Here is a 25,961-nt window from a genome sequence, read left to right as displayed (position 1 = left end):
AGTGACTAATGAAAAATAGAAAAGCATTCAGCCTGAGCCTGGAACAGAGGGTATTGTGGGTGCGGGCAGATGGCGTATGGAATGAGCGTACAGCAAATGATTATGTGCAGGAGTTTCGGCAACTGGTACAGCCGATCTTGACTGAACCCTGGGCTGTGGTGCTTGATATACGGCACTGGCAATTAAGTACGGCTCAGGTATTTAGCGTGTTAAAGGACAATACCCGTTGGTGTTTCGAGCATAACTTACACCATGTTGAAACAATCTATGCTGATAATGCGGTAGTGATGTGGCAGTTTGTGAAAGCGACAGAAGTAAGCAACCGCCCAGCAAACCTGATAAGCCAGCTGGCAACAAATGAAACTGCTGCCCGCAGTGTTTTACAGGCAGCAGGTTTTTTAACTGACTAATCAGCCCCGCGGCAACTGAATTTTTTTCGCTTCACTCTGGCGATACAATACCAGGGTTTTACCGATAACCTGTACCTTGTCGGCTTTGGTTTCACGAATTATCGCATCCATAATCAATACTTTTTGTTCGCGATCTTCAGTTGGTACTTTAATTTTAATTAATTCATGAAAGCTCAGTGCTACTTCAATTTCAGCTACAACGCCCTCGGTCAGGCCATTACCACCCAGCAAAATAACGGGTTTAAGCTCGTGTGCTTTGGCTTTTAAGAATTGTTTTTGTTTATTGGTTAAACTCATAAAGGTAGAATATCCGGATTCAAGCTTGATTTTCGACTATTGTAGCGCCATCTCAGGCATAACACTATTTAAGAGTGGTACCATGACCAAGAAAAAACGCTCTGCCAGTTCTACTCGCTGGTTAAAAGAGCATTTTGATGATCACTTTGTCCAAAAAGCGCAGAAGTTGGGGTTACGTTCCCGCGCGTCGTTTAAGTTAGAAGAAATTCAGCAGCAGGACAAGCTGATGAAGCCAGGCATGACCGTGGTTGACTTAGGCTCGGCACCTGGCAGCTGGTCGCAGTATGTGGTTGGTGTAGTTGGCACATCAGGTACCGTAATTGCTTGCGATATCTTACCGATGGACCCGCTGGCAGGCGTGGCATTTTTGCAGGGGGACTTTCGGGAAGACGCAGTGTTGGAAGCATTACTGAGCCGGATCGGTGGTAAGACCGTAGATGTGGTATTATCTGATATGGCACCGAATATGAGCGGTAACGACACGACCGATCAGGCCCGTTCGATGTACCTGATCGAACTGGCATTGGATATGTGTCAAAAAGTTTTGAAGCAAAATGGCAGTTTTGTGGTCAAAGTGTTTCAGGGGGACGGTTTTGAAGCCTTTTTAAAGGATGTCAGAGCCATGTTCACCACTGTAAAAATACGTAAGCCCGATTCATCCCGTGCCAGGTCTCGGGAAACATATATCGTGGCGACCGGCTTCAAAGTTTAGTACAGTAGCCGGTAACTTTTTATTAAGCGAAAAATGAGGTTATAACCTTGAGCGACATGGCAAAAAATCTGATTGTCTGGTTGGTTATCGCAGTGGTACTAATGTCGGTGTTTAACAGCTTCGGCCCTAGTGAAAATGCAGACAGGCAAACCAGTTACACCCAGTTTATTAAAGACGTAAATCAAGGCCAGATCCGCGAGGTCAAGATTGAGCGCAGCGGTGTGATAACCGGTTTGCGTAGCAGTGGTGAGCGTTTTGAAACGGTGTTACCGGTAAACGATCCGCAACTAATGGCTGATCTACTTAACAACGACGTTCGGGTTATTGGTGCTAAACCAGAAGAAAGTAGCTGGCTGGCAACTATTTTTATTTCCTGGTTCCCGATGTTGTTGCTAATTGGCGTCTGGATTTTCTTTATGCGCCAGATGCAGGGCGGCGGTGGCAAAGGCGCCATGTCGTTTGGTAAAAGCAAAGCGCGCCTGATGGGCGAGGATCAGATTAAAACCACTTTTGCGGATGTTGCCGGTTGTGATGAAGCAAAAGAAGAAGTATCTGAGCTGGTTGATTACTTGCGCGACCCTTCACGCTTTCAGAAGCTGGGCGGTAAAATTCCGAAAGGCGTATTGATGGTAGGCCCGCCGGGTACCGGTAAAACCTTGTTGGCTAAGGCTATTGCCGGCGAAGCGAAAGTACCTTTCTTTACTATCTCTGGCTCTGACTTTGTTGAAATGTTTGTTGGTGTTGGTGCCTCGCGTGTTCGTGACATGTTTGAGCAAGCCAAAAAAGCATCACCCTGTATCATCTTCATCGATGAAATTGATGCGGTAGGTCGCCAGCGTGGTGCCGGTTTAGGCGGTGGCCACGATGAGCGCGAGCAAACCTTAAACCAGATGCTGGTAGAAATGGATGGCTTTGATGGCAATGAAGGTATCATTGTTATTGCTGCCACCAACCGGCCAGATGTGCTTGACCCGGCGTTATTGCGTCCGGGCCGGTTTGACCGTCAGGTAGTGGTAGGTTTACCAGATGTTAAAGGTCGCGAGCAGATTTTAAAAGTTCATATGCGTAAAGTGCCATTGGCAGATGGGGTTGACCCGTCGGTTATTGCCCGCGGTACCCCGGGTTTCTCTGGTGCTGATTTGGCTAACCTGGTTAATGAGGCAGCGCTGTTTGCCGCCCGCGGTGGTTGTCGGGTAGTGTCGATGGACGAGTTTGAAAAAGCCAAAGACAAAATCATGATGGGTGCTGAGCGCCGGTCTATGGTTATGACCGAAAAAGAAAAAGAAGCGACGGCGTATCACGAAGCAGGCCATGCCATTGTTGGCCGGTTAGTGCCGGACCATGACCCGGTTTACAAGGTGAGTATTATTCCGCGTGGCCGGGCGCTGGGCGTAACCATGTACCTGCCTGAGCGGGATCGTGTTAGCCACAGTAAGCGTCATCTGGAAAGTATGATTAGCTCGTTGTTTGGTGGACGGATAGCTGAAGAAGTAATTTACGGCTTTGAGTCTGTCACCACCGGTGCATCAAATGATATCGAGCGTGCCACCGAGTTAGCCCGGAAAATGGTTACCCAGTGGGGCTTCTCAGAAAAGCTGGGGCCGTTATTGTATGCTGATGAAGACGGTGAAGTATTTTTAGGCCGCTCTGTCAGCAAGAACAAGCATATGTCTGAAGATACTGTTAAGGCGATTGATGCTGAAATACGCGCCTTCATCGACCGTAATTATGTGCGGGCTAAGAAACTGATTGAAGAAAACATGGATATATTACACGCAATGAAAGATGCGTTGATGAAATATGAAACCATAGATGCCAAACAAATTGATGACCTGATGGAGCGTCGTGAAGTTCGCCAGCCAGAGAACTGGGAACCACGCGATAAGGGTAACAATGATGATGACAGTGCTGGTAAGGCTAAAACTGAAAGTGAAGGCCCGGTAGCAACCGATAAACCTTCTGAAGGTAACTTACATTAGAAAACACATTAGAAAACACATTAGAGCATGCACCTATAGTGTACTCTGGTTATAATCCAAACCCCGGCTGGCCGGGGTTTGCTTTTTTTAAGAACTCTATGTTTTTCAGCAGCGCTATCTTCAAAGGTAAGTAATATGCAGATACAACTTCCCCGCCAGCGGCAATTAGATTTATCTTACCCTGTTGTTATGGGTATTTTAAATATTACTCCCGACTCGTTTTCTGATGGTGGCCAGCATTTTTCGCCGGACGCGGCGTTACGCCAGGCAGAACAGATGTTAGCTGATGGTGCGGTGATTCTGGATGTGGGGGGTGAATCGACCCGGCCCGGTGCAGCCGCGGTGCCACTGCAACAAGAGCTGGACAGGGTGATACCGGTAATCGAGGCTATCAGGCAGCGCTTTGACTGTGTTATCTCGGTAGACACCAGTAAAGCCGGGGTGATGTCAGCCGCGGTTAAGGCAGGCGCCGATATGATAAATGATGTGCAGGCCTTGCAAGGCGATGGTGCGCTGGTGTGTGCAGCAGAATTAAATGTGCCCGTTTGTCTGATGCATATGCAAGGACAGCCCAGCACTATGCAACAGCAACCGCAGTACGATGACGTAGTTGCTGAGGTAGTAAAATTTTTACAACGACGGGCATTAGATTGCCAGTTCTCCGGTATGACTAAACAACAACTTATACTTGATCCCGGTTTTGGCTTTGGTAAAACGCTCAGTCATAACTATCAGTTGCTGGCAGCACTGGAACAGCTGGTAGAACTGGGTTACCCGGTGCTGACAGGAATGTCACGTAAGTCGATGATTGGCCAGCTGCTGCACGTGCCACTGGAACAGCGTTTGGCAGGCAGCCTTGCGTGTGCCACAATTGCCGCACTACAAGGAGCCCGGATAATTCGGGTGCATGATGTAAAAGAAACGGTACAAGCATTGCAGGTAGCTACTGCAGTGCGCTATGGAGTAAAAGCATGAGCAGAAAATATTTTGGGACCGATGGTGTGCGTGGCAGGGTTGGCGAGTTTCCGATCACCCCGGAATTTGCGATGAAACTGGGCTGGGCCGCTGGTCGGGTATTGTCGGCCCGCGGCACCCGAAAAGTGCTAATTGGTAAGGATACCCGGATTTCAGGCTACTTGCTGGAAACAGCATTAGAGGCAGGTTTGGTTGCTGCAGGGGTCGATGTGCGGCTGTTGGGGCCGATGCCAACGCCTGCTGTTGCTTATCTAACCCGGACTTTCCGGGCTGAAGCTGGCATCGTCATCAGCGCTTCTCACAATCCTTATTATGACAATGGCATCAAATTTTTCTCCGCCGATGGCACTAAGCTACCCGATGAGGTTGAGCTGGCCATTGAACATGAGCTGGAACAGCCAATGGTGTGCGAACCGTCCGAGAAGTTAGGCCGGGCGATGCGGATTGAAGATGCAGCCGGACGATACATCGAGTTTTGTAAGAGTCATTTAAAAAACCATTTGTCATTAAAAGGGCTGAAAATCGTTATCGATTGTGCCCATGGTGCTACTTATCATATTGCACCAGCCGTTTTTAAAGAACTTGGCGCTGAAGTGATTGCTATTGGCTGTAAGCCGGATGGTTTTAACATTAACGATAAATGTGGGGCAACCCATACAGATTTGTTGCAACAAACAGTATTGGAACAGCAAGCGGATTTAGGGATTGCGTACGATGGCGATGGTGACCGCGTCATGATGGTTGACCAGCAAGGACGGGTACTGGATGGTGATGAAATTGTTTATATTATTGCCCGTTATGCTCAGCGTGAAAATATTCTGCAAGGCGGGGTTGTAGGGACTTTAATGAGTAACCTGGGGCTTGAACTGGCCCTTGCAGCGCTGAATATTCCTTTCGCCCGCAGTGCTGTTGGCGATCGCTATGTGATGGAGTTGCTGCGCGAGAAAAACTGGCGTATTGGTGGTGAAAACTCGGGACATGTCCTCAATCTGGATCATGCCTGCACCGGTGATGGCATTATTGCCTCGTTACAGGTATTAAATGCTATGCTGGTAACAGGCGAGAGTTTGACCCAGCTATGTGCAGGTATGCATAAACTGCCTCAGGTACTGGTTAATGTTAAATTTGAAAAAGGTACTGCGCCGCTTGAAAAACAGCACGTAATCCAGAAAATAGCTGAAGTGGAAACTTTACTGGCCGGGAAAGGCCGGGTATTGATCCGTAAATCCGGTACAGAGCCGCTAATCCGGGTAATGGTTGAAGGTGAAGATGCTACGCTGGTGCGCGATTATGCCGAGCAAATTGCCGCTGCGGTAAAACTGGCCAGTTAACTGCGCCATATAGCTAGCCCTGTTAGCCGTTGTTAAATCGCTGACAGGCGCTAAAAGCTTGTGCTTGGCGCCGTGCTTGGGTAGTATCGCGGCGTTTTTACTCAGGAAGATATGTGATGACTGCAAAAAAACTGATCGCTGCCAACTGGAAAATGAATGGTTCCCTGGCACTGGTAGAGGCTGTTACCCAGCAGTTAACAAGCTTGAGTTCTTCGGTTGACGTATTGATTTGTCCACCCGCTACCTTGCTGGCACATTTTCCGGTAAGTCAGCACTATTCGTTAGGCGCTCAGAATTTGAGTGAACATAGCGGGGGAGCCTATACTGGTGAACTTAGCGCTGCGCTGGTTATTGAAGCGGGCGCAAGTTATGTACTGGTTGGCCATTCTGAGCGACGGCAGTATTTTGCCGAAACAGATGAGCTGGTTTGTCTGAAAATGCAGCAGGCAGTTAGCGCAGGTTTGACGCCAGTGCTTTGTATTGGCGAAACTTTGACAGAACGCCAGCAAGAAAATACCGAGCAGGTTATTGCGAAACAATTAGCGGCGGTGTATGCTTCGCACCCCGAATTACTTGCGAAATCAGTAATTGCGTATGAGCCGGTTTGGGCCATAGGCACGGGTGAATCGGCAACACCGGAACAAGCGCAAACGACCCATGCGTTTATCCGCCGGCAGCTGGCACAGTTTGACAGTGCAGTGGCTGCAAAGGTAAGAATTTTATATGGTGGCAGTGTTAACGCAGCAAATTGTCAGGCGTTATTCACACAAGCCGATATTGATGGTGCTTTAGTTGGCGGTGCCAGCTTAAAACCAGCTGAATTTATGCAAATTTGCCAAAGCGCAAAGGAATAAGCATGTACGAAATAATTATTGTAGTTTACTTACTTGTTGCACTGGCTTTGATTGGTCTGGTTTTGATCCAGCATGGCAAGGGTGCTGATATGGGGGCCGCTTTTGGTGCGGGCGCTTCATCAACGGTATTTGGTTCTTCTGGTACCGGCAATTTCTTAACGAAAACAACCACAGTTCTGGCAACCTTATTTTTTGTACTGAGCATTGTGTTAGGTAATTACACCGCTAAACAAAGTGCGCCGGTTGACGAATGGGATTTGTCTGTTCCTGCTGTAGAACAAGCGCCTGTTAAGAAAGACGATAACAGTGACATTCCGGTAGGCTAATCTCTCTTTTCCGCCGAGGTGGTGAAATTGGTAGACACGCTATCTTGAGGGGGTAGTGTCTTCGGACGTGCGGGTTCAAGTCCCGCTCTCGGCACCAACTAAATCAGTAGCTTTGTGATGCAAGGCTTGCGGTTAAAGGCAAGGCGCTATATAATGTGCGCCATTACACGGACGCGGGATGGAGCAGTCTGGTAGCTCGTCGGGCTCATAACCCGAAGGTCGTCGGTTCAAATCCGGCTCCCGCAACCAACTTTAGGTTAAACAGTTATATTGAGAATGTGCCCTCGGGCTCCTCTTTATAACCGCAGGGCGAAGGTCGCAAATCCGGCTCCCGCAACCAAATCAAAACAATACTTCATTGGCGATATGGGTGTTGTTCGGATGTTACTTCGCCCCGCTTGTTCGGGGCGTTTTCGTATCTGGCGTGTCAGTTTTAAGCAGTAATGGGCGCTATGCCCATTTTTTATTGGTGTATTCGGAGGTCTTTTTGACTAAACAAGAACAACAACTGGTAGAGTTGTTGAGCCCGACAGTTACCGCTGCCGGCTTTGATTTATGGGGCATTGAACTGTTGCGGGCTGGCAGGCATACCACGTTGCGACTGTATATTGATCATAGCGACGGTATTACCGTTGAGAATTGTGCTCTGGTGAGCCGTGAAGTAAGTGCAGTGCTGGATGTTGAAGATCCTATCCCTACCGAATATACCCTTGAGGTGTCATCACCTGGTTTGGCCAGGCCGCTGTTTACCGAAGCGCATTTTACTCAGGCAATCGGTCAGCAAATTGAAGTAAAGCTGACAATAGCACAAGAAAACAGAAGAAAATTCAAAGGCATGTTGCAGGCTATAGACGCTGACATGTTGGTAATGGAAATCGATGGCAAACCCTATCGTTTGCTGATGGATAATATAGACAAAGCAAACGTAGTACCGGTTTTTTAAGGTATTCGGGTCGCGTCAGAACGAGGCAGATACAATGGCAAAAGAAATATTATTGGTTGTCGATGCAGTATCGAATGAAAAATCAGTTCCACGGGAGAAAATTTTCCAGGCATTGGAGTTTGCATTAGCTGCAGCCACTAAAAAGAAAAACGAAGGCGACATTGAAGTGCGGGTAAGTATTGACCGCAAAACCGGCTCTTATGAAACGTTCCGGCGTTGGGAAGTGGTCGCTGACGATGCAGTGCAGGAACATCCTACCCGCGAAATTACCCTTTCTGCTGCGCAGTATGATGCGCCGGAAGTGCAAATAGGCGATTTTTACGAAGAGCAAATCGACTCTATCGAATTTGACCGAATCACCACCCAGATGGCTAAGCAGGTTATCGTGCAGAAAGTGCGCGAGGCTGAGCGGTCTCAGGTAGTTGAAGCCTATATCGATCAGGTAGGCGAACTCGTCACCGGTATCGTCAAAAAAGTGAACCGCGACAGCATTATTGTTGATTTAGGCAATAACGCCGAAGCCATCCTGCCGCGGGAAGAAATGTTACCACGGGAAACTTACCGTCCGGGCGACCGTATTCGTACCTTACTATTTGATGTGAAGCCAGAGGCGCGTGGTGCCCAGTTGTTTTTAAGCCGCGCCCGGCCAGAAATGCTGCTTGAATTGTTCCGGATTGAAGTACCGGAAATTGGCGAAGAGATGATTGAACTGCGCGGCGCAGCTCGTGACCCGGGGTCACGTGCTAAAATCGCGGTGAAGAGCAACGACCGCCGGATCGATCCGGTAGGTGCCTGTGTCGGCATGCGAGGTTCACGGGTGCAGGGCGTATCAAACGAACTGGCCGGTGAGCGGGTTGATATTGTGTTGTACGATGATAACGATGCGCAATTTGTTATCAATGCTATGGCGCCGGCTGAAGTTGCCTCCATTATTGTTGATGAAGATGCCCATTCAATGGATATCGCGGTTGAGGATTCTAACCTGGCGATGGCGATTGGTCGTAATGGCCAGAACGTGCGGTTAGCCAGTCAGCTAACCGGTTGGGAACTGAACGTGATGTCAGTTTCAGATATGAAGAAAAAGCATCAGGAAGAAACTGAGAAAGTACGGCAGGCCTTTATGGATGCACTGGAAATTGATGAAGACTTCGCTGATGTGTTGGTTGAAGAAGGTTTTTCTACCCTGGAAGAAGTGGCTTACGTACCAATTAGTGAACTTCTGTCGATCGACGGTTTTGATGAAGAGATCGTGGAAGAGCTTCGTGGCAGGGCGAAAGCCGTGTTAACTACCCGTGCCCTGGCCAGTGAAGAGTCACTGGAAGATGCCAAGCCAACCGAAGCGCTGTTAGCGCTGGAAGGTTTAGATACCCATACTGCTTATGTGATTGCCAGCAAAGGTGTAACCACCCTTGACGATTTAGCTGAGTTAGGTGTCGACGATTTATTAGATATAGCAGATATAACTGAACAAAAAGCAGCAGAGCTAATTATGGCTGCACGTAATATTGTTTGGTTTAGTGAAAGTAACTGAGTAGTCAACGGAGGTAACAACACAAATGGCAGAAGTCACCATAGAGAAGCTGGCCAGTGATGTCGGTACAACTGTTGATCGGTTAGTACAACAATTTGCTGATGCAGGTATCACCAAGGCTGCAGGGCAGCAGGTATCTGAAGATGAAAAAAAGACGCTGCTTTTGCATTTAAGTAAGCAGCATGGCGGCACATCGTCTGAGCCTTCAAAACTGACCTTAAAGCGTAAAGAAAAAACCACCTTAAGTGTGGCCGGTGGCGCCGGGCGTAATCGTGAAATTCAGGTTGAAGTGCGTAAGCAAAAAACCTATATCAAAAAGCCGGTAGTCGATGAAGCGACATTAAAAGCTCAGGAAGAAGCGCGTTTAGCTGAAGAGAAAGCTAATGCCGAAGCAAACCGTGCCCGTCAGGAAGCTGAACAGAAAGCACGTGAAATTGCCGCTGCCAAAGCGAAAGAAGAAACCGAACGTAAAGCTGCTGAAGCGAAAAAACGTGAAGAAGCCAAGCAGGCTCAGCTGTTAAAAGATGACCCTGAAGAAGCCGCACGCCGCGCAGCTAAAGAAGAAGCAAAGCGTGAAGCTGAGCATATTCGGCAGCAACAGGAAGCGGAAGCACTACGCAAGCTGGAAGAAGAAGCCAAAAAACAAGCTGAAGCAGCCCGTAAACTGGCTGAAGAAAACAGCGAGCGCTGGGCACAGGAAGAAAAAGCCAAGTCTACCGAAAAAGACGACTATCACCTGACCAGTAACGAGTTTGCCAAGCAGGCTGAAGACGAAGTCGACGCCAAAGAAGAGCGCGCTGGCCGTCGTGGTGTCGGTAAAAAAGCCCCACCAGCCAAGGGTAAAAAGAAAGACGACGGCAACGATAAAGAAGCTTTTAATCGTGCTAACCGTCATACCAAGAAAAAGAAAACGCCAACCAGTATGCAGCATGGCTTTAACAAGCCTGCCCAGCCGGTAGAGCGCGAAGTCAAAATTGGTGAAACCATTACTGTTGCTGAACTGGCATCGAAAATGGCGGTTAAAGCGTCTGAAGTAATTAAAGCCATGATGAAAATGGGTGCGATGGCGACCATTAATCAGGTGATTGATCAGGAAACTGCGGCCATTGTTTGTGAAGAAATGGGCCACAAATTTACCCTGACCAAAGAAAATGAATTAGAAGAAGCGGTAATGTCTGACCGTGCCGGCGAAGGTGAGCTGGAGCCGCGGGCACCGGTAGTTACCGTAATGGGTCACGTTGACCATGGTAAAACTTCCTTGCTGGATTATATCCGTAAAGCCAAGGTTGCCGACGGTGAAGCCGGTGGTATTACTCAGCATATCGGTGCTTATCACGTTGAAACTGAACGCGGTATGGTGACGTTCCTGGATACACCAGGCCACGCTGCTTTCACCTCTATGCGGGCCCGCGGAGCCAAAGCTACCGATATCGTTATACTGGTTGTAGCAGCAGATGATGGCGTAATGCCACAAACCCGTGAAGCAATTCAGCACGCAAAAGCGGCGGGCGTGCCATTGGTTGTTGCAGTTAACAAAATCGATAAGCCTGAAGCTGACCCGGACCGGGTTCGTAATGAGTTATCGCAGTTTGATGTTATTTCTGAAGAATGGGGCGGCGATACCCAGTTTGTTCAGGTATCAGCTAAATCCGGCCAGGGTATTGATGACTTGCTGGAAGCTATCCTGAACCAGGCTGAACTGCTGGAATTAAAAGCGGTTAAGAATGGTCTGGCACGTGGTGCGGTAATTGAATCACGACTTGATAAAGGCCGTGGTCCGGTAGCGTCTATCCTGGTCCAGGAAGGTACCTTGAATCAGGGCGACATCGTTCTTTGTGGTTTTGAATATGGCCGGGTTCGGGCAATGCGCGACGAAAATGGTCGTGAAGTAAAAGTTGCCGGCCCGTCTATTCCGGTAGAAATACTGGGCTTATCCGGGGTGCCACAAGCCGGTGACGAAGTTACCGTGGTTAAAGATGAGCGTAAAGCACGGGAAGTTGCCTTGTACCGTCAGGGTAAATTCCGCGATGTGAAACTGGCGCGTCAGCAAAAAGCCAAGCTGGAAAACATGTTCGCTAACATGGAAGAAGGCGATGTATCAGAACTTAATCTGGTACTGAAAGGCGACGTGCAGGGCTCAGTACAGGCAATTTCTGAATCTCTGGCTAAACTGTCTACTGATGAAGTGAAAATTAAAATCATCGGTAGCGGAGTAGGCGGAATTACTGAAACAGATGTAACCCTGGCTGCAGCGTCACAAGCTATTATTATTGGCTTTAACGTGCGTGCCGATGCTTCTGCCCGCAAGATGATTGAAGATGAAGGCCTTGACCTGCGTTACTACAGCATCATTTATGAGCTGTTAGACGAAGTCAGAGCGGCAATGACCGGCATGCTGGCACCAGAGTTTAAACAACAAATTATTGGTTTGGCTCAGGTACGTGATGTGTTCCGCTCGCCGAAGTTTGGTGCTATTGCCGGCTGTATGGTTACCGAAGGCCTGATTAAACGCAACGCCCCTATCCGGGTTCTGCGTGATAATGTGGTTATCTTTGAGGGTGAACTGGAATCGCTGCGTCGCTTTAAAGACGATGTTAACGAAGTCAGAAACGGCTTTGAATGCGGTATCGGCGTTAAAAACTACAATGATGTTCGTGAAGGCGATCAGATTGAAGTATTTGAAACCATTCAGGTTGAACGTACTTTATAAAGTAGTGCAGGCCAGCACGCAGCTGGCAACAAGATAGTACACTAGTACAGGGGCCTTTCGTGCCCCTGTTGTGTTCTCCCTGGCTCCAAATTTGGATTAGACAATTATGGCAAAAGAATTCTCCCGCGTTGACCGGTTGTCACAACATATTAAAAAAGAAATGGCGGTTATTCTGCAGCGCGAAATTAAAGACCCGCGCTTGCACTCAATGATCACCGTTTCTGACGTTGAGGTTTCACGCGACCTGTCGCATGCCAAAGTGTTCGTTACCTTTTTAGGTATGGATGACAGCAAGGTTGAAGATAATCTTAAAATCCTTAATGACGCCGCCGGTTATGTCCGCAGCTTGATAGGTAAGCGCATTCAGACCCGGATAGTGCCGCATATCCGCTTTGCGTTTGACCAATCACTAAACGAAGGTATCCGGATGGCAACCTTAGTGGCCTCGGTACGCCAGGAAGATGAGCGCAAACGTAAAGATGCCGGCTTAGAGCCCACTGACAGTGACGGAGCTGATGAGTAATGGCTCGTAAAAATGCCAGAGCAGTTAATGGCATTCTGTTGCTGGATAAACCACTTGAAGTAAGCAGTAATGGCATTTTACAGCGGGTACGCTGGCTATATCAGGCACAAAAAGCCGGCCATACCGGCGCGCTTGACCCGCTGGCTTCAGGTTTACTGCCAATTTGTTTTGGTGAAGCCACTAAATTCAGTCAGTTTTTACTCGATACTGATAAAACCTATCTGGTAACGGCCTGTTTTGGTATTCGTACCAGCACCAGCGACTCAGAGGGCGAGGTTATCAATGAGCGGCCGGTGAGTTTCAGCGATGCTGAACTGGAGCAGGCATTGCAGTCATTACGTGGTGATATTTTGCAAGTGCCTACCATGTTCTCGGCCTTAAAGCATCAGGGCCAGCCGCTATATAAATACGCGCGGCAGGGCATCACCATTGAACGCGAAGCGCGGCCAATCAGTATCTTCCGCTTTGAGCTGTTAGAACGTGACGGCAACCATGCTGACTTCATTGTCCATTGCTCTAAGGGTACTTATATCCGTACCTTAATTGATGATTTAGGTGAACTGCTGGGTTGTGGCGGCCATGTCAGCAAACTACATCGTACTCAGGTCGGGCCTTTTTCGGCAGCACAAATGGTCAAGCCGGGGCAGTTAGATGCGTTGGCAGAGCAGTGCCACAGTTCGGCTGATTTTAGTGCGTTGGATGCACTGTTGCTGCCATTGGATGCCGGTATTGTTACTATGCCAGCATTACAGTTAAACCTTGAGCAGCAGCATCAGCTGCAACATGGCCAGAACTGTAGTGTGGTAGCGGATGATATAGATGCTATCAGATTACTGGGGCCGGCAGAGCTCTTTATCGGCATTGGCCGGGTGCAGCAGGGCGTGCTGAGCTCGCGCCGCTTGCTAAACACCAGTGCAGTGCAAAAGCCTGCTACACAGATAAACGCCTTGTAAAAAGGCGGCAAAGTGCTATTATACGCCGGATTTTCCGGGGTCTGCTGGATGAGTGATCGGCGATTCCCTTATTTTAGTTCACTCACATTGGAGTTAAACATGTCATTAAGCGCTGCTGATAAAGCAAAAATTGTTGCTGACTACGCTGTAAAAGAAGGCGATACCGGTTCACCAGAAGTACAGGTTGCCCTGTTAACTGCGTCAATCAGTCACCTGCAAGGCCACTTTGCCGAGCACAAGCACGACTTCCATTCTCGTCGTGGTTTGTTACGGATGGTTAGCCAGCGTCGTAAGCTGTTAGATTACTTAAAAGGTAAAGATCAGAGCCGTTATGCTACTCTGATTGGTCGTTTAGGTTTACGTCGTTAATCGCGAAGCGATAACGCTGTAAAAAAGAGGCTTGCGAGCCTCTTTTTTTATGGGTTTGTTACAGGAATTATTTTCATCGCTGTTTTGACTGAACTATCTTTTGTAACAGGTTACAGAGTATACTGTGCCGGTAGAAAACACAGAGAAAAACATCGCAATTCGGCGATTAAGATAAAGGAAATACACACGTGACTCCCATCGTAAAATCATTTCAGTTTGGCCAACATACATTTACTTTAGAAACCGGCGTAATCGCCCGTCAGGCAGACGCCGCAGTTCTGGCTAGCCTGGGAGATACCTCCGTTTTAGTAACAGTTGTTGGTAAAAAAGAACCTAAACCTGGTCAGGATTTCTTTCCGTTAACCGTTAATTACCAGGAAAAAATGTATGCAGCTGGCCGGATCCCGGGTGGCTTTTTTAAACGTGAAGGCCGGCCAAGTGAAGGCGAAACCTTAATTTGTCGTTTAATCGACCGTCCAATCCGTCCGTTATTCCCGGAAGGCTTTACCAATGAAGTTCAGGTTATTGCTACTGTAGTATCAGTACAGCCGGAAATTCAGCCAGATATCGTTGCCTTAATCGGTACATCTGCAGCTTTAGCCTTATCAGGTATCCCATTTGCCGGCCCTATCGGTGCTGCGCGGGTTGGTTATATAAATAACCAGTACGTGTTAAACCCATCTGAAGAAGAGCTGAAAAGCTCGAAACTGGATTTAGTGGTTGCCGGTACCCATAACGCGGTATTAATGGTTGAATCTGAAGCCAACATCCTGTCAGAAGATGTGATGTTAGGCGCTGTAATGTATGGCCATGAGCAAATGCAAACCGCCATCAATGCTATTAATGAGTTAGCGGCTGAAGGTGCTAAGCCATCTTGGAACTGGCAGGCACCTGCTAAGAACCTGCCGTTAATTGCTAAAGTGGCTGAACTGGCTACTGCTGATATCGGTGTGGCTTATCAGATCACTGAAAAAGCCAAGCGTTATGAGCGTATCGCAGAAATTAAAACCGCCCTGCACGCTAAGCTGACAGAAGAGCTGGCTGAAGGCGAAGCGCTGGATAAAAACGAGTTTGGTGATATTTTCCATGACCTGGAAAGTAAAGTGGTACGTAGCCGTATTACTAAAGGCGAGCCTCGTATCGATGGCCGTGACCCGGAAATGATCCGTGGTTTAAGCGTCATGACAGGTGTGTTACCTCGTACCCATGGTTCATCACTGTTTACCCGCGGTGAAACTCAGGCGCTGGTAACCTGTACCTTAGGAACAGCCCGTGATGCGCAAAATATCGATGACTTATTAAGTCAGAAAACCGATACCTTTATGCTGCACTACAATTTCCCTCCGTACAGCGTCGGTGAGACTGGTATGGTAGGGTCGCCGAAGCGTCGCGAAATTGGTCATGGCCGTCTGGCGAAACGTGGCGTACTGGCTGTAATGCCTGATTTTGAAGATTTCCCGTACACAGTTCGTATCGTGTCTGAAATCACCGAATCTAACGGTTCAAGCTCTATGGCATCGGTATGTGGTTCATCATTAGCCTTAATGGATGCCGGTGTGCCAATTAAAGCCTCTGTTGCCGGTATTGCTATGGGTCTGGTTAAAGAAGGCGACGATTATGTCGTTCTGTCTGATATTTTAGGTGACGAAGACCACTTAGGTGATATGGACTTTAAAGTAGCTGGTACTACTGAAGGTATTACTGCGCTGCAGATGGACATTAAAATCGACGGTATTACTCAGGAAATCATGCAAACTGCGTTAAAGCAGGCCAAAGCTGCCCGTTTGCATATTCTGAACGTAATGGATCAGGCAATTAGCGGTCACCGTGAAGAAATGTCTGAATACGCACCGCGTATCTACACCATGAAGATTAACCCGGAGAAAATCCGTGAAGTTATCGGTAAAGGCGGTGCCGTCATTCGTCAGATCACTGAAGAGTCAGGTACTACTATTGAGCTGGAAGATGACGGCAGCATAAAAATTGCTGCTACTACTGCTAAAGCAGCACAAATTGCCATTGATAAAATCAATGCCATTACTGCTGATATTGAAGTGGGTGCTATCTATCAGGGCGAAGTGGTGCGGATTGTGGACTTCGGTGCCTTCGTTAACGTTCTGCCAGGCAAAGACGGTTTAGTGCATATTTCGCAAATCTCTGATGAGCGGGTAAGTAATGTCTCTGAACACTTACAGTTAGGCCAGAAAGTGGCAGTTAAAGTACTGGAAGTGGATAAGCAGGGGCGGGTACGGTTAAGTATTAAAGAAGCCAATACTAAACCAGCCGAAGCCGCTGCGAACGCAGAGCAAGACGCGTAATATGTTCAGCGTTAAATCTGGTGTAGCAGCGCTGATGTTAGCGCTGTTAGCCTTAAGCGGTTGTGTTTCGACCCAACCGTTATCGTCTGCGGCCTGGCTTACGCCAGAGCCGTTGGCGGTACCCTATCGTACTGAGCTGGCAATTGCCCGCTTAACAGAAATTCTGCAACGTGCTGAGTTATCAGAAGAGCAGTCAGCACGTCTATACTATGACCGCGGCGTGATGTATGACAGCGCAGGCTTGCGTTCACTTGCCCGGCTCGATTTTATGCGGGCACTGCGCCTGAAGCCAGATATGGCCGACGCTTATAATTTTGTTGGTATTCATTACACCCTTAGCGGCAATTTTGATCAGGCTTATGAAGCTTTTGATTCCGCGCTGGAACTGGCCCCTGATTACGAATATGCTTATTTGAATCGTGGTATCGCCTTGTATTATGCCGGCCGGGCCGACTTAGCGGTGCCGGATTTTGTGCGGTTTTTACAATTACGGCCAACCGATCCGTACCGGGTTGTCTGGTTATTTCTGGCCGAATCAGATTTATCTGAAACTGCGGCAAATGAGCGGTTAACGGCAAACATTAGCAAACTGGCGGCAGATGACTGGGCCACTAATATCCCGCGTTTTTACCAGGGTGAGCTTTCTGAGCAGCAATTGTTGAATTCTATTCTCGACAATTTAAGCGGGCCTCAGGTGTTGGCAGAGCGCTTATGCGAAGTGTATTTTTATCTGGCCAAGTGGCATGAACGGCAACAGCGGCCTGAGCAGGCTATTGAATACTATAAGAAAGTATTGGCAACTAATGTTTATGAGTTTGTTGAACATCGTTATGCCCGGCTGGAAATTGCCAGGCTGAGAGGTGACACGCTCTCTGGTGAGACAGATGAGTTCCATTAGGTTTGGTTGCATAATTCGATTAAAAAGCCAGCTCGCTGGCTTTTTTGCATTATTACTGTTGGGTTGTACCCCTCAGACTCAACCCGACCGCCAGCAACAATTAATGCTACAGGCTACTACTGAGCCAGCAGCAGCGATGCAACTGGCCCGGCAGCGCCTGGCCGGCAACGAACTTACTGACGCCCTGCGTTGGTTCCGGCAAGCGGCCAGCCTTGGTGATACTGATGGTTTAAATCATGCTATTCAGTTACAGCAGAGGCTGGAAGGACGGTTAGCCACAGCGAAATGGCTAGAGCAGCAAGCAGCGAATGAACAACTCAATCCGGCGGCGATAAACAGCGAACAACGGGCAACTCTCGGCTTATGGCGCTCAGCCCCCGTGGCCGTCGCGGCTAGTGGTTATCAGGCGACTACCGGCTGTAACCTTACTATTCAACCTGTTGCAAGCCAGCAAGCTGGTGTCGGCCGTTGGCAGCATTTAAAAGCAGCCTGGGCTGCAGATGGATTGCTCAGCCAGTTACCTGTGTGTTTTAAAGATCTGCTCAAAGTAAATGCAACTGAACTTAACTGTTCAGAACAGGCCGGTACAAGGATCCAGTGCGATTATCCGGTATTAACCGAACAGGTGGTAGCGGGTGAGTTCAGCCAGTTGCTAATTATTGCCGGTCAGGGGGTGGCCAGTTATAACAATGGTATTATCCAACTTCCTGATACGGCCAGCCTGGCTTTGCTGCAGCATGAGTTTATGCATGTATTGGGTTTCATTGATGAATACCCGTTAGCTAAAGCGGCTGCAGCGCAGCTGTGTCAGCCGGGTAACTATGTTGCTAACTTATTGTTCGATAATAGTCCGGCTACCCTGGCTGCCTGGCGGCAGCACTGGCACTTGCCAGTAGGGGGTGTTGAGCTGACCGCTGTTAATACCTGCCAGGAAACGGGGCAGCAGGCTTACCGGGTTGTAGCTAAGATTAATCCGATGGAATCATATCAGACCGCCATGCCGGAGTTGTATCAGCAGCTTATGGTAAGGGCGTTAAGCAATCCCGAAAATATTATGCCGGTGCAGTACTATTTTGCCTATTTAGCCCGGCAGCAGCAAGCTTGGCAGCAATGGCACACTCTAATGCAACTTGCCGCCGGTCACGGTTATGACGACGCAGTCAATGCGCTGCAGCATCTTTAAAAACTCTTCAGGTTTGCTCATCGACTGACAATTCAGAAAGCTCGCGGCTTAATAACTGGCTGTCACCTAAATTAAGCTCAATTAAACGCTTTAAATGCCCGGCGCTTTCCAAATCAATTTTATCGCAGTGTAAGCCAATTACCTCATTATGCTGGTGGGCCACGCTTACCTGCATACTGAAATCCAGTGGATAATCACTTAAATGCACCCGTAATATCAGCGGCCCGGAGACTGCAGGTTGCCAGTCAGCCGGCACTGTGATCAAAGCCCCTTTTAATGATAAATCGAGCACCTCAGTCGGATAACTTTGCTCTGGTGTTTCCAGGTGAGCCTTCCCCTGAAAATTTACCCGGCTAAAACGTCGTTGTTCCATATATACCCCCAATTATCATTGCAGCAAGTGTAGCTGTTTTAGTCTTAAATAGCACAACAAGGCTTAGCACCAGACTAATAAAAAAGGCTGCAAATTAGCAGCCTTGAAGGTAAGTACTGTTCAGTGTTAACTGACTTCTTCGCCAGCGGCCTGGCGGTCAGCATGGTAGCTGGAGCGGACAAATGGGCCGCAGGCAGCGTGTTTAAAGCCGATGCTGTTGGCAAAGTGTTTAATTTCATCAAACTCAGCCGGTGGCATATAACGTTTTACCGGCAGGTGGTGTTTGCTGGGTTGCAGGTACTGACCTACGGTGAGCATATCGACGTCGTGCTCGCGCAAGTCTTGTAATACCTGTAATAGCTCTTCGGTGGTTTCGCCCAGGCCAACCATCAGGCCTGATTTAGTAGATACTTCAGGGTGTGCTTGTTTAAAGCGTTTTAACAGCTGCAATGACCATTTATAGTCAGCGCCCGGCCGGGCCAACTTGTAAAGGCGTGGCGCGGTCTCCAGGTTATGGTTAAACACATCTGGCGGGCTTTTACTTAAAATTTCCAGCGCCACATCCATCCGGCCGCGGAAATCCGGTACCAGCACTTCAATCTTAATATCCGGGCTGTATTTACGAATAGCAGTGATACAGTCGGCAAAATGCTGGGCGCCGCCATCGCGCAAGTCGTCGCGGTCTACCGAGGTAATAACCACGTACTTCAATTTCATATCACGAATGGTTAACGCCAGTTTTTCCGGCTCTTCCGCGCTCGGTGGCAACGGCCGGCCATGGGCCACATCACAGAACGGGCAGCGCCGGGTGCAAATGGCGCCCAGGATCATAAAGGTCGCAGTGCCATGATTAAAACATTCCGGCAGGTTAGGGCAGGCGGCTTCCTCACATACTGAATGCAGACCATGTTTGCGCATAGCGCCTTTTATCTGGTCAATCCGCTCGGTGGTTTTTGGCAATTTTATTTTCAGCCAGGACGGTTTGCGCAACATTTCATCGGGTTCGGTCGGCAATACCTTAACCGGAATTAACGCCATCTTATCGGCGTCACGTAATTTAACACCTGGTTCCATACGTGCTGTTTTAGTCATGTTACCACTCTAACCCTGTTTTAAAACTCAGTTCGGATACGGCCAGAAGCCGTTGGAAAATGTTGCTGATCCCGCTTTTTGCCTGGCTGATGGTCAGCGGGCCGCCATAGTCTTTACTCTGGATCATTTGCATACCGGCATAACCGCATGGATTAATCCGGTTAAAAGGGCTGAGGTCCATATCGACATTCAGTGCCAACCCATGAAAAGTACAACCTTTGCGCACCCGCAAGCCCAGCGAGGCTATTTTTTTACCGTCTATATACACCCCTGGCGCATCAGGTCTGGCGTTGGCAGTTGCACCGTGTTGTGCCAGCAATTCAATTAACACCTGCTCCAGCATAGTAACCAGTTCGCGTACACCCAGTTTACGTCGCTTGATATCCAGCAGAACGTATACTACCAGCTGGCCCGGACCATGGTAGGTAACCTGACCGCCGCGATCTACTTTTACTACCGGGATATCACCCGGTAGTAACAGATGCTCAGCTTTGCCGGCCTGGCCCTGAGTAAATACCGCAGGGTGCTCAAGCAGCCAAAGCTCATCGGGTGTTTGTTCGTTACGCTCGTCGGTAAAACGCTGCATAGCGTGCCATACCTGAGTATAGTCCTGGCTGCCTAAATCACGGATCACAAGTTGCTGGCTGAGACTCACGGTTTACTCCGCTGGAAAACTGGCTGCATTATAGCGATTTGTGCTGTTAATGCGAGTTCAGCAGATTAAAGGACGTAGCGAACCAATTCAATTTTGCCAAGCTCTGTATACAGTAATTCAATATGGTCTTTACTGGTGACGGTGACTTTGACCGACACAGAATGGTAATTTCCTTTGGCGCTTGGTTTCACGTTTGGGCTGTAATCTGTAGCATCGGTATGGCGGCAAATTACGCTCATTACTTCATCAACCAGTTGCGGCTCAGCCAGGCCTAACACTTTAAAGTTAAACTGACAGGGAAATTCCAGGTATTGATCGAATTTAGTATCTTTTACTTCATTAGCCATACGCTTACTCTCATTGACGCTATTGCAAGTTTTTAACTGGGCCGCTTTGAACTGATGCCTGCCGAAAATGGCGCCGGTTTTAAATGGCCGACATTGTAACAAAAAATCCCGGCGGTTGCCGGGACTTGTTAGACTGACAGCAACCGTTTTAGTTAAATTGCATTTTTACGTAATCAATCATCCGGCTGAAAAAGCCACCGCGACCGACATCTTCCAGCGCGACCAACGGATATTCAGCTATATCCTCACCTTCCAGCTTCAGGTAGATAGTTCCTACCACCTGGCCTTTGCTGATGGGCGCAACCAATTGTTGATCCAGGCTGACATCGGCTTTCAGATTACGACGCTGGCCCCGGGCAATTGTGATGGGGGTACTTTGCAGTAAACCGAGCTTGATCTGCTCTTTATCACCTTGCCATACCCGCTGTTCAGCAAATTTTTCACCGCTTTGATAAGGTGAAAAGGTTTCAAAAAAACGAAAGCCGTAGCTCAATAATTTTTTGTTTTCAGTAGCGCGGCTGCGTTCACTGTCCGCTCCCATAACCACTGAAACCAGGCGCATACCATCACGAGTGGCCGAGGTTATCAAGCTATAACCAGCTTCGCTGGTATGGCCGGTTTTAATGCCGTCAACTTCAAGGCTGCGGTCCCACAACAAGGAGTTACGGTTGTATTGACGGATATTATTGTAAGTAAATTCTTTTTCAGCATAAATGGCGTACTCTTCCGGTACGTCTTTTATCATTGCTATCGACAATTTTGCCATATCCCGCGGAGTGGTATATTGCTCAGCTACAGGCAAGCCGTGGCTGTTACCGAAGCGGGTATTGTTCATACCCAGGCGCTCAGCATGAGCATTCATTAAGTCAACAAAGGCGCTTTCACTGCCGGCAATATGCTCGGCCATTGCCACACAGGCGTCATTTCCTGACTGGATAATAATGCCTTTGTTCAAATCAGCGACAGTTACCTGGGTACCGACTTCAATAAACATTAATGACGAACCAGGGAAATTTTTAGCCCAGGCCTTTTCACTAATGGTCACTTTATCGCTCAGGCTGATATTGCCGTTTTTCAGCTCGGTGCCGATAACATAGCTGGTCATCATTTTGGTCAGGCTGGCGGGTGATAATGACATGTCAGCATTATTTTCTGACAACACCTTGCCGGTATCAAAATCAACTAAGATATGGCCCTTAGCGGCAACTGTCGGTGCCTGCGGAACCACAACCTGCGCCTGAGCGACACTGGCAAAGCAAAAACTACTGATGGCAAAAATGCCGGAAGTGACGATGCGTCGATAACTATTCATGAGACCTAATCTTTTATTATTGGAAATGGCTAAAGTAAAATTTAACTGCATTCTTTGTGTTAAGTGCACTCTTTATTTAAGTGCAACTGGAGCTGTCAAAAAAATAAGCACCAGGATACTGATTGGCTTTTAGTTTTGCTAACCAGTTATGGGCTTGTCGTTTATCTTTACTCGGACCCACAAGCAGCCGAAAAATTCCATTTGCCGCCTGGATCTGGGTTGGTACGGCTAATTTTTGAGCAACTTCAGCGCTTAACTGGCTTAGTTTATCATTATCAGTACTGGCAAAGATCTGAATATAACATTGTTGCTTAGTATTGGCTAAATCCTGAGCCAGCATCGCCGGAGATTTTATAAGTTCTAACTGAACTCTGGCTGTACCTTGTTGTAACATGCCTATTTTACTGGCGGCAGAATAGGATAAGTCAATTATCCGGTCGCGGTGAAAAGGGCCGCGGTCATTCACCCGGACTATCGCGCTCTGGCCATTGTCCAGGTTGGTTACTTTGACATAAGAGGGCAGCGGCAGGGTTTTATGGGCTGCTGTCATAGCGAACATATTGTACGTTTCACCATTTGATGTCAGGTGGCCGTGAAATTTATTGCCGTACCACGAGGCAATACCGCTTTCCTGAAAGACCGTTATGTTGGCTAGTGGCGAATAGTGCTGACCAAAAATCTGATATGGCCGGTTGCCACCGCGACTAAGCGGTTCAGCCTTGGGTGCAGGGTCTGTCATCTCCAGTAAGGTTGGCAAGCGATCAGGAATGCTATCCTGCTGCTGCTGGTAACGCCCGGCATTGGGTTCTGGCGGTGCAGGATTTGAGCTGCAACCCGCCAAATTAAGTAACGCCGCTACGGTTAAAATTGTAAAAACGCGAAAGTGTTCAAACATTTGCTAACATCCGCTTATGAGTACTTACCGACATTAACACCCCAAAGGCTGCCATCAGGGTCACCATAGAGGTACCACCGTAACTGACCAGCGGTAATGGTACGCCAACTACAGGTAACAAACCGGAAACCATACCTATATTAACAAAAACATAGACAAAGAACGTCAGGGTAAAGCTGGCTGCTACCAGTTTGCTGAAATTATCCTGAGCCCGGCTGGCGATTATCAAACCACGGCCAATGATAAACAGATAAATTGCTAACAAAACAATCACCCCAACCAGTCCAAACTCCTCACTGAGCACTGAAAAGATAAAGTCGGTGTGGCGCTCGGGTAAAAATTCTAACTGAGATTGGGTGCCCTGCAACCAGCCTTTACCTTCAAAGCCGCCAGAGCCAATAGCAATTTTAGACTGAATGATATGGTAACCTGAGCCCAGCGGGTCGGTTTCCGGGTTTAAAAAAGTCAGTACCCGCTGTCGCTGATAGTCGCGCATTAAAAAAAACCACATTACCGGGGTAAAGGCTGACACCAGCACCGCAATAAAGCTAATCAAGCGCCAGCTCATACCCGCCATAAACAACACAAATACGCCAGACATAGCAATAAGGAGTGATGTACCTAAATCAGGTTGCCTGGCAATTAGCAAGGTAGGGATGGCGCACATTAAAAAGCCGATAAATAAATGCCAAATGCGTGGCGGTAAGTTATGTGAGGCAATAAACCAGGCGACCGCCATAGGTACTGCCAGTTTCATAATTTCAGAGGGCTGGAATTTCATAAAGCCTAAGTCCAGCCAGCGTTGAGCCCCTTTGCCGACATAACCAAACAGTAACACTGCAATCAGCATTAACAGACCGAGACTGAATAAGGCTAATGCCCAGCGTCTGATGGTTTGCGGGCTAAACTGAGCAACCCCAACCATTACGGCCAGGGCTATACCGAGCCTGATGACTTGTGCTTTCATCATCGCTTCACTCTGGCCGGTGGCGCTGTATAAAATGACCAGACCAAACGCCAGTAATGTCAGCAGGCCAAGCAGTAAAGGTAAGTCAATATGAAATGCGGCCAGTCTGCCACTGCGCTGTGCCGGATCGACCATGGCGTTATTCATCGCTGTTTACTCCGGCCGAAAAATAATAATCCAGTAACTGGCGGCCAATCGGCGCGCCAACACTGCCACCGCCACCGGTATTTTCAACGACTACCGCAAATACCACAGTGGGATTTTCTGCCGGGGCGTAGCCAATATACATCGCATTATCCCGCTGCCGCTCATCCAGGGCGTCGGCATCATATTTAGCGTCCTGGGCAATAGCAACAATTTGTGCTGTACCTGTTTTGCCTCCGGAGCTGTAGCTGCTATTTCTGAAAGCGGTATGGGCTGTGCCTTTTAACGTAGCTACAGTGCGTACCATAGTATCCGCTATTATCCGCCAATTCTCTTCGTCAACCACATTAAGAGCGGGTTTGAGCCCGGGATTAACTAATTCAGTGCTGTCGGCAGAACTGAACTCTGCGGCCATATGTGGTGTAGGCATCATGCCCTTATTAACGATAACGGCGGTGGATAATGCCAGCTGCACCGGCGTCGCGGTCCAGAAACTCTGACCAATGCTCAATGGTACCGTGTCGCCCGGATACCAGGGTTGGTTAAAGCGGGCCCGTTTCCAGCCGCGCGATGGCATATTGGCACTGGCTTCTTCATGAATGTCGATGCCGGTACGCTCACCAAAGCCAAACTGACGCATATAGTCAGAAATCCGGTCAATACCCAGTTTTATCCCAAGATCATAAAAATAAATATCACAGCTTTCCGCTACGGCACTGTAAACGTCTACCCAACCGTGACCACTGCGTTTCCAGTCACGAAAACGGTGATCACTGTTAGGTAACGTAAAGAAGCCCGGGTCCCAGATCCGGGTATCAGGCTGCACAGTGTTTGTTTCTAGCCCCAGTAATGCTAAATGTGGCTTAATGGTTGAGGCCGGGGGATAAATACCCTGGGTCACCCGGTTAATCAGCGGCCGGTCCGGCGAGTGAAGCAGAGCATTGTAATTGCTGCTGCTGATACCATGCACAAATAAATTCGGGTCGTAACTTGGGTTAGAATAAAACGCCAGCACCGCACCATCGCGTGGATCCATCGCCACAATAGCGCCCCGGCTTTGGTTCAGGGTTTGCTGGGCAGTAAGTTGCAGACCAACGTCGAGGCTTAGCCGGATATTCTTGCCGGAGCGGGCAGGTACTGAACGCAACACCCTGATAACCCGGCCACGGTTATTAACTTCTACTTCCTGATAACCCATGGTGCCATGCAGTTGTTCTTCGTAATACCTTTCCAGCCCTAACTTGCCGATTTCACGGCTGGCCGCATAGTTTGCCAGCCGGTCCTGTTCATCCAGGCGACGTAAATCGTCAGTATTAATTTTGCCTATATAGCCAAGGGCATGGGTAAATAAATCACCAAAGGGGTAATGCCGGCTTAAGCGGGCTTCTACCGTTACGCCAGGAAAACGGTGTAAATTTACCGAGATAATTGCCACTTCCTGTTCGTCTAAGCGTTCTTTTAAGGCAATAGAGTTAAAGCGCCGTTGTTGCTTAACCTGTTGCAAAAAATCCTGTTGTTGTTCCTCAGATATCTCGATTAACTGGGCCAGTTTGCTCAGGGTTGTGTTGATATTGTCTATTTGCTCGGGCACCAGCTCCAGTGAAAAAACCGGCCGGTTTTCTGCCAGTAAAATGCCGTTTCGATCACTGATTAAACCGCGGTTGGGCGCCAGCGGCAGAACTTTAATCCGGTTGCCCTCTGAGCGGATTTGGTAATCCTGATAGGAGCGGATTTGCAGGTTGTACATGTTTACTAAGATAATGCTGAATAAGGTGCAGACAATCAGCATAGCTACCAGCGCTCTGCTGTTAAACAGACGGGTTTCGGCGGCAATGTCCTGCATAGCAACGCGTTTCTTCAGCAT

The 25,961-nt window shown here is 48.4% G+C and carries 25 protein-coding genes and 2 tRNA genes; 18 read left to right on the top strand and 9 right to left on the bottom strand.

The features are described 5' to 3' along the window. The first annotated feature begins 8 nt into the window (after nucleotides 1–8). Nucleotides 9–410, top strand: coding sequence for a hypothetical protein (locus H141_RS0108580; protein ID WP_019675845.1), 402 nt, complete (start codon nucleotides 9–11; stop codon nucleotides 408–410). Here the strand turns inward: H141_RS0108580 and yhbY are convergent, their stop codons facing one another. Beyond that, complete coding sequence (gene yhbY / locus H141_RS0108575; RefSeq protein ID WP_019675844.1) at nucleotides 411–707, bottom strand: ribosome assembly RNA-binding protein YhbY; 297 nt, start codon at nucleotides 705–707, stop codon at nucleotides 411–413. It lies immediately after the preceding gene. A gap of 82 nt (nucleotides 708–789) precedes the next feature. Here yhbY and rlmE point away from each other — a divergent pair, with 82 nt between their 5' ends. The 17 genes from rlmE to H141_RS0108490 all read left to right on the top strand — a co-directional run bounded on the left by rlmE (nucleotide 790) and on the right by H141_RS0108490 (nucleotide 18,312). Continuing rightward, on the top strand, nucleotides 790–1,419 hold the full coding sequence (rlmE, locus tag H141_RS0108570) for a 23S rRNA (uridine(2552)-2'-O)-methyltransferase RlmE (protein WP_019675843.1): 630 nt from the start codon (nucleotides 790–792) through the stop codon (nucleotides 1,417–1,419). Between the two features lie 56 nt (nucleotides 1,420–1,475). Next, nucleotides 1,476–3,398 carry an ATP-dependent zinc metalloprotease FtsH gene (ftsH, locus tag H141_RS0108565; protein ID WP_019675842.1) on the top strand — a complete coding sequence of 641 codons (1,923 nt, stop codon included), beginning with the start codon at nucleotides 1,476–1,478 and terminating at the stop codon, nucleotides 3,396–3,398. A 135-nt stretch (nucleotides 3,399–3,533) separates the two neighbouring features. Then, nucleotides 3,534–4,373: a dihydropteroate synthase gene (folP, locus tag H141_RS0108560; protein WP_019675841.1), complete on the top strand. Its 840-nt coding sequence runs from the start codon at nucleotides 3,534–3,536 to the stop codon at nucleotides 4,371–4,373. Then, nucleotides 4,370–5,704, top strand: coding sequence for a phosphoglucosamine mutase (gene glmM / locus H141_RS0108555; protein ID WP_019675840.1), 1,335 nt, complete (start codon nucleotides 4,370–4,372; stop codon nucleotides 5,702–5,704). The genes folP and glmM overlap by 4 nt, the downstream gene beginning before the upstream one ends. A gap of 116 nt (nucleotides 5,705–5,820) precedes the next feature. Then, entirely contained in the window at nucleotides 5,821–6,558 is a 738-nt protein-coding gene (tpiA, locus tag H141_RS0108550) for a triose-phosphate isomerase (protein ID WP_019675839.1), read from the top strand. A gap of 2 nt (nucleotides 6,559–6,560) precedes the next feature. After that, nucleotides 6,561–6,884, top strand: a complete 324-nt coding sequence (gene secG, locus H141_RS0108545) for a preprotein translocase subunit SecG (RefSeq protein WP_019675838.1) — start codon at nucleotides 6,561–6,563, stop codon at nucleotides 6,882–6,884. Between the two features lie 12 nt (nucleotides 6,885–6,896). Continuing rightward, nucleotides 6,897–6,981 (top strand) — tRNA-Leu (locus H141_RS0108540). Nucleotides 6,982–7,056: 75 nt separating this feature from the next. Next, a tRNA-Met gene (locus tag H141_RS0108535) sits at nucleotides 7,057–7,133 on the top strand. Nucleotides 7,134–7,371: 238 nt separating this feature from the next. Beyond that, a complete protein-coding gene (gene rimP / locus H141_RS0108530; RefSeq protein WP_026349333.1) occupies nucleotides 7,372–7,827 on the top strand; it encodes a ribosome maturation factor RimP in 456 nt (151 codons plus the stop codon). Nucleotides 7,828–7,861: 34 nt separating this feature from the next. After that, nucleotides 7,862–9,358, top strand: a complete 1,497-nt coding sequence (nusA, locus tag H141_RS0108525) for a transcription termination factor NusA (protein WP_019675836.1) — start codon at nucleotides 7,862–7,864, stop codon at nucleotides 9,356–9,358. A 25-nt stretch (nucleotides 9,359–9,383) separates the two neighbouring features. After that, nucleotides 9,384–12,068 carry a translation initiation factor IF-2 gene (gene infB, locus H141_RS0108520; protein WP_019675835.1) on the top strand — a complete coding sequence of 895 codons (2,685 nt, stop codon included), beginning with the start codon at nucleotides 9,384–9,386 and terminating at the stop codon, nucleotides 12,066–12,068. Nucleotides 12,069–12,174: 106 nt separating this feature from the next. Next, nucleotides 12,175–12,591 carry a 30S ribosome-binding factor RbfA gene (gene rbfA / locus H141_RS0108515; protein WP_019675834.1) on the top strand — a complete coding sequence of 139 codons (417 nt, stop codon included), beginning with the start codon at nucleotides 12,175–12,177 and terminating at the stop codon, nucleotides 12,589–12,591. Further along, a complete protein-coding gene (truB, locus tag H141_RS0108510; RefSeq protein WP_019675833.1) occupies nucleotides 12,591–13,544 on the top strand; it encodes a tRNA pseudouridine(55) synthase TruB in 954 nt (317 codons plus the stop codon). The genes rbfA and truB overlap by 1 nt, the downstream gene beginning before the upstream one ends. Nucleotides 13,545–13,643: 99 nt before the next feature. Then, entirely contained in the window at nucleotides 13,644–13,913 is a 270-nt protein-coding gene (gene rpsO, locus H141_RS0108505; protein ID WP_019675832.1) for a 30S ribosomal protein S15, read from the top strand. Between the two features lie 188 nt (nucleotides 13,914–14,101). Further along, a complete protein-coding gene (gene pnp / locus H141_RS0108500) occupies nucleotides 14,102–16,231 on the top strand; it encodes a polyribonucleotide nucleotidyltransferase (protein ID WP_019675831.1) in 2,130 nt (709 codons plus the stop codon). A 1-nt stretch (nucleotide 16,232) separates the two neighbouring features. Then, the gene (gene nlpI, locus H141_RS0108495; RefSeq protein WP_019675830.1) at nucleotides 16,233–17,129 is read left to right on the top strand and encodes a lipoprotein NlpI; all 897 of its coding nucleotides are present in this window, start codon (nucleotides 16,233–16,235) and stop codon (nucleotides 17,127–17,129) included. After that, nucleotides 17,116–18,312: a hypothetical protein gene (locus tag H141_RS0108490; protein ID WP_019675829.1), complete on the top strand. Its 1,197-nt coding sequence runs from the start codon at nucleotides 17,116–17,118 to the stop codon at nucleotides 18,310–18,312. The genes nlpI and H141_RS0108490 overlap by 14 nt, the downstream gene beginning before the upstream one ends. A gap of 7 nt (nucleotides 18,313–18,319) precedes the next feature. Here the strand turns inward: H141_RS0108490 and H141_RS0108485 are convergent, their stop codons facing one another. The 8 genes from H141_RS0108485 to mrdA form a co-directional block, all read right to left on the bottom strand. Continuing rightward, entirely contained in the window at nucleotides 18,320–18,685 is a 366-nt protein-coding gene (locus tag H141_RS0108485; RefSeq protein ID WP_019675828.1) for a PilZ domain-containing protein, read from the bottom strand. 126 nt (nucleotides 18,686–18,811) lie between these two features. Beyond that, a complete protein-coding gene (gene lipA, locus H141_RS0108480) occupies nucleotides 18,812–19,777 on the bottom strand; it encodes a lipoyl synthase (RefSeq protein WP_019675827.1) in 966 nt (321 codons plus the stop codon). A 1-nt stretch (nucleotide 19,778) separates the two neighbouring features. Next, the gene (lipB, locus tag H141_RS0108475) at nucleotides 19,779–20,432 is read right to left on the bottom strand and encodes a lipoyl(octanoyl) transferase LipB (protein WP_019675826.1); all 654 of its coding nucleotides are present in this window, start codon (nucleotides 20,430–20,432) and stop codon (nucleotides 19,779–19,781) included. Between the two features lie 65 nt (nucleotides 20,433–20,497). After that, nucleotides 20,498–20,779 (bottom strand): DUF493 family protein YbeD, encoded by a 282-nt coding sequence (ybeD, locus tag H141_RS0108470; RefSeq protein ID WP_026349332.1) that lies wholly within the window; start codon nucleotides 20,777–20,779, stop codon nucleotides 20,498–20,500. A gap of 148 nt (nucleotides 20,780–20,927) precedes the next feature. After that, nucleotides 20,928–22,091, bottom strand: coding sequence for a serine hydrolase (locus tag H141_RS0108465; RefSeq protein WP_019675824.1), 1,164 nt, complete (start codon nucleotides 22,089–22,091; stop codon nucleotides 20,928–20,930). 76 nt (nucleotides 22,092–22,167) lie between these two features. Beyond that, nucleotides 22,168–22,986 (bottom strand): septal ring lytic transglycosylase RlpA family protein, encoded by an 819-nt coding sequence (locus H141_RS0108460; protein ID WP_019675823.1) that lies wholly within the window; start codon nucleotides 22,984–22,986, stop codon nucleotides 22,168–22,170. Continuing rightward, nucleotides 22,979–24,100 carry a rod shape-determining protein RodA gene (rodA, locus tag H141_RS0108455; protein ID WP_019675822.1) on the bottom strand — a complete coding sequence of 374 codons (1,122 nt, stop codon included), beginning with the start codon at nucleotides 24,098–24,100 and terminating at the stop codon, nucleotides 22,979–22,981. The genes H141_RS0108460 and rodA overlap by 8 nt, the downstream gene beginning before the upstream one ends. Continuing rightward, nucleotides 24,093–25,961 (bottom strand): penicillin-binding protein 2, encoded by a 1,869-nt coding sequence (gene mrdA / locus H141_RS0108450; RefSeq protein ID WP_019675821.1) that lies wholly within the window; start codon nucleotides 25,959–25,961, stop codon nucleotides 24,093–24,095. The genes rodA and mrdA overlap by 8 nt, the downstream gene beginning before the upstream one ends.

It is taken from the genome of Arsukibacterium perlucidum DSM 18276 (assembly GCF_000382165.1).
GTDB classification, from domain to species: Bacteria; Pseudomonadota; Gammaproteobacteria; order Enterobacterales; family Alteromonadaceae; genus Alishewanella; species Alishewanella perlucidum.
The sequence above is the reverse complement of the archived record's forward strand: the minus strand, read 5'-3'. Positions and strand labels throughout refer to the sequence as shown.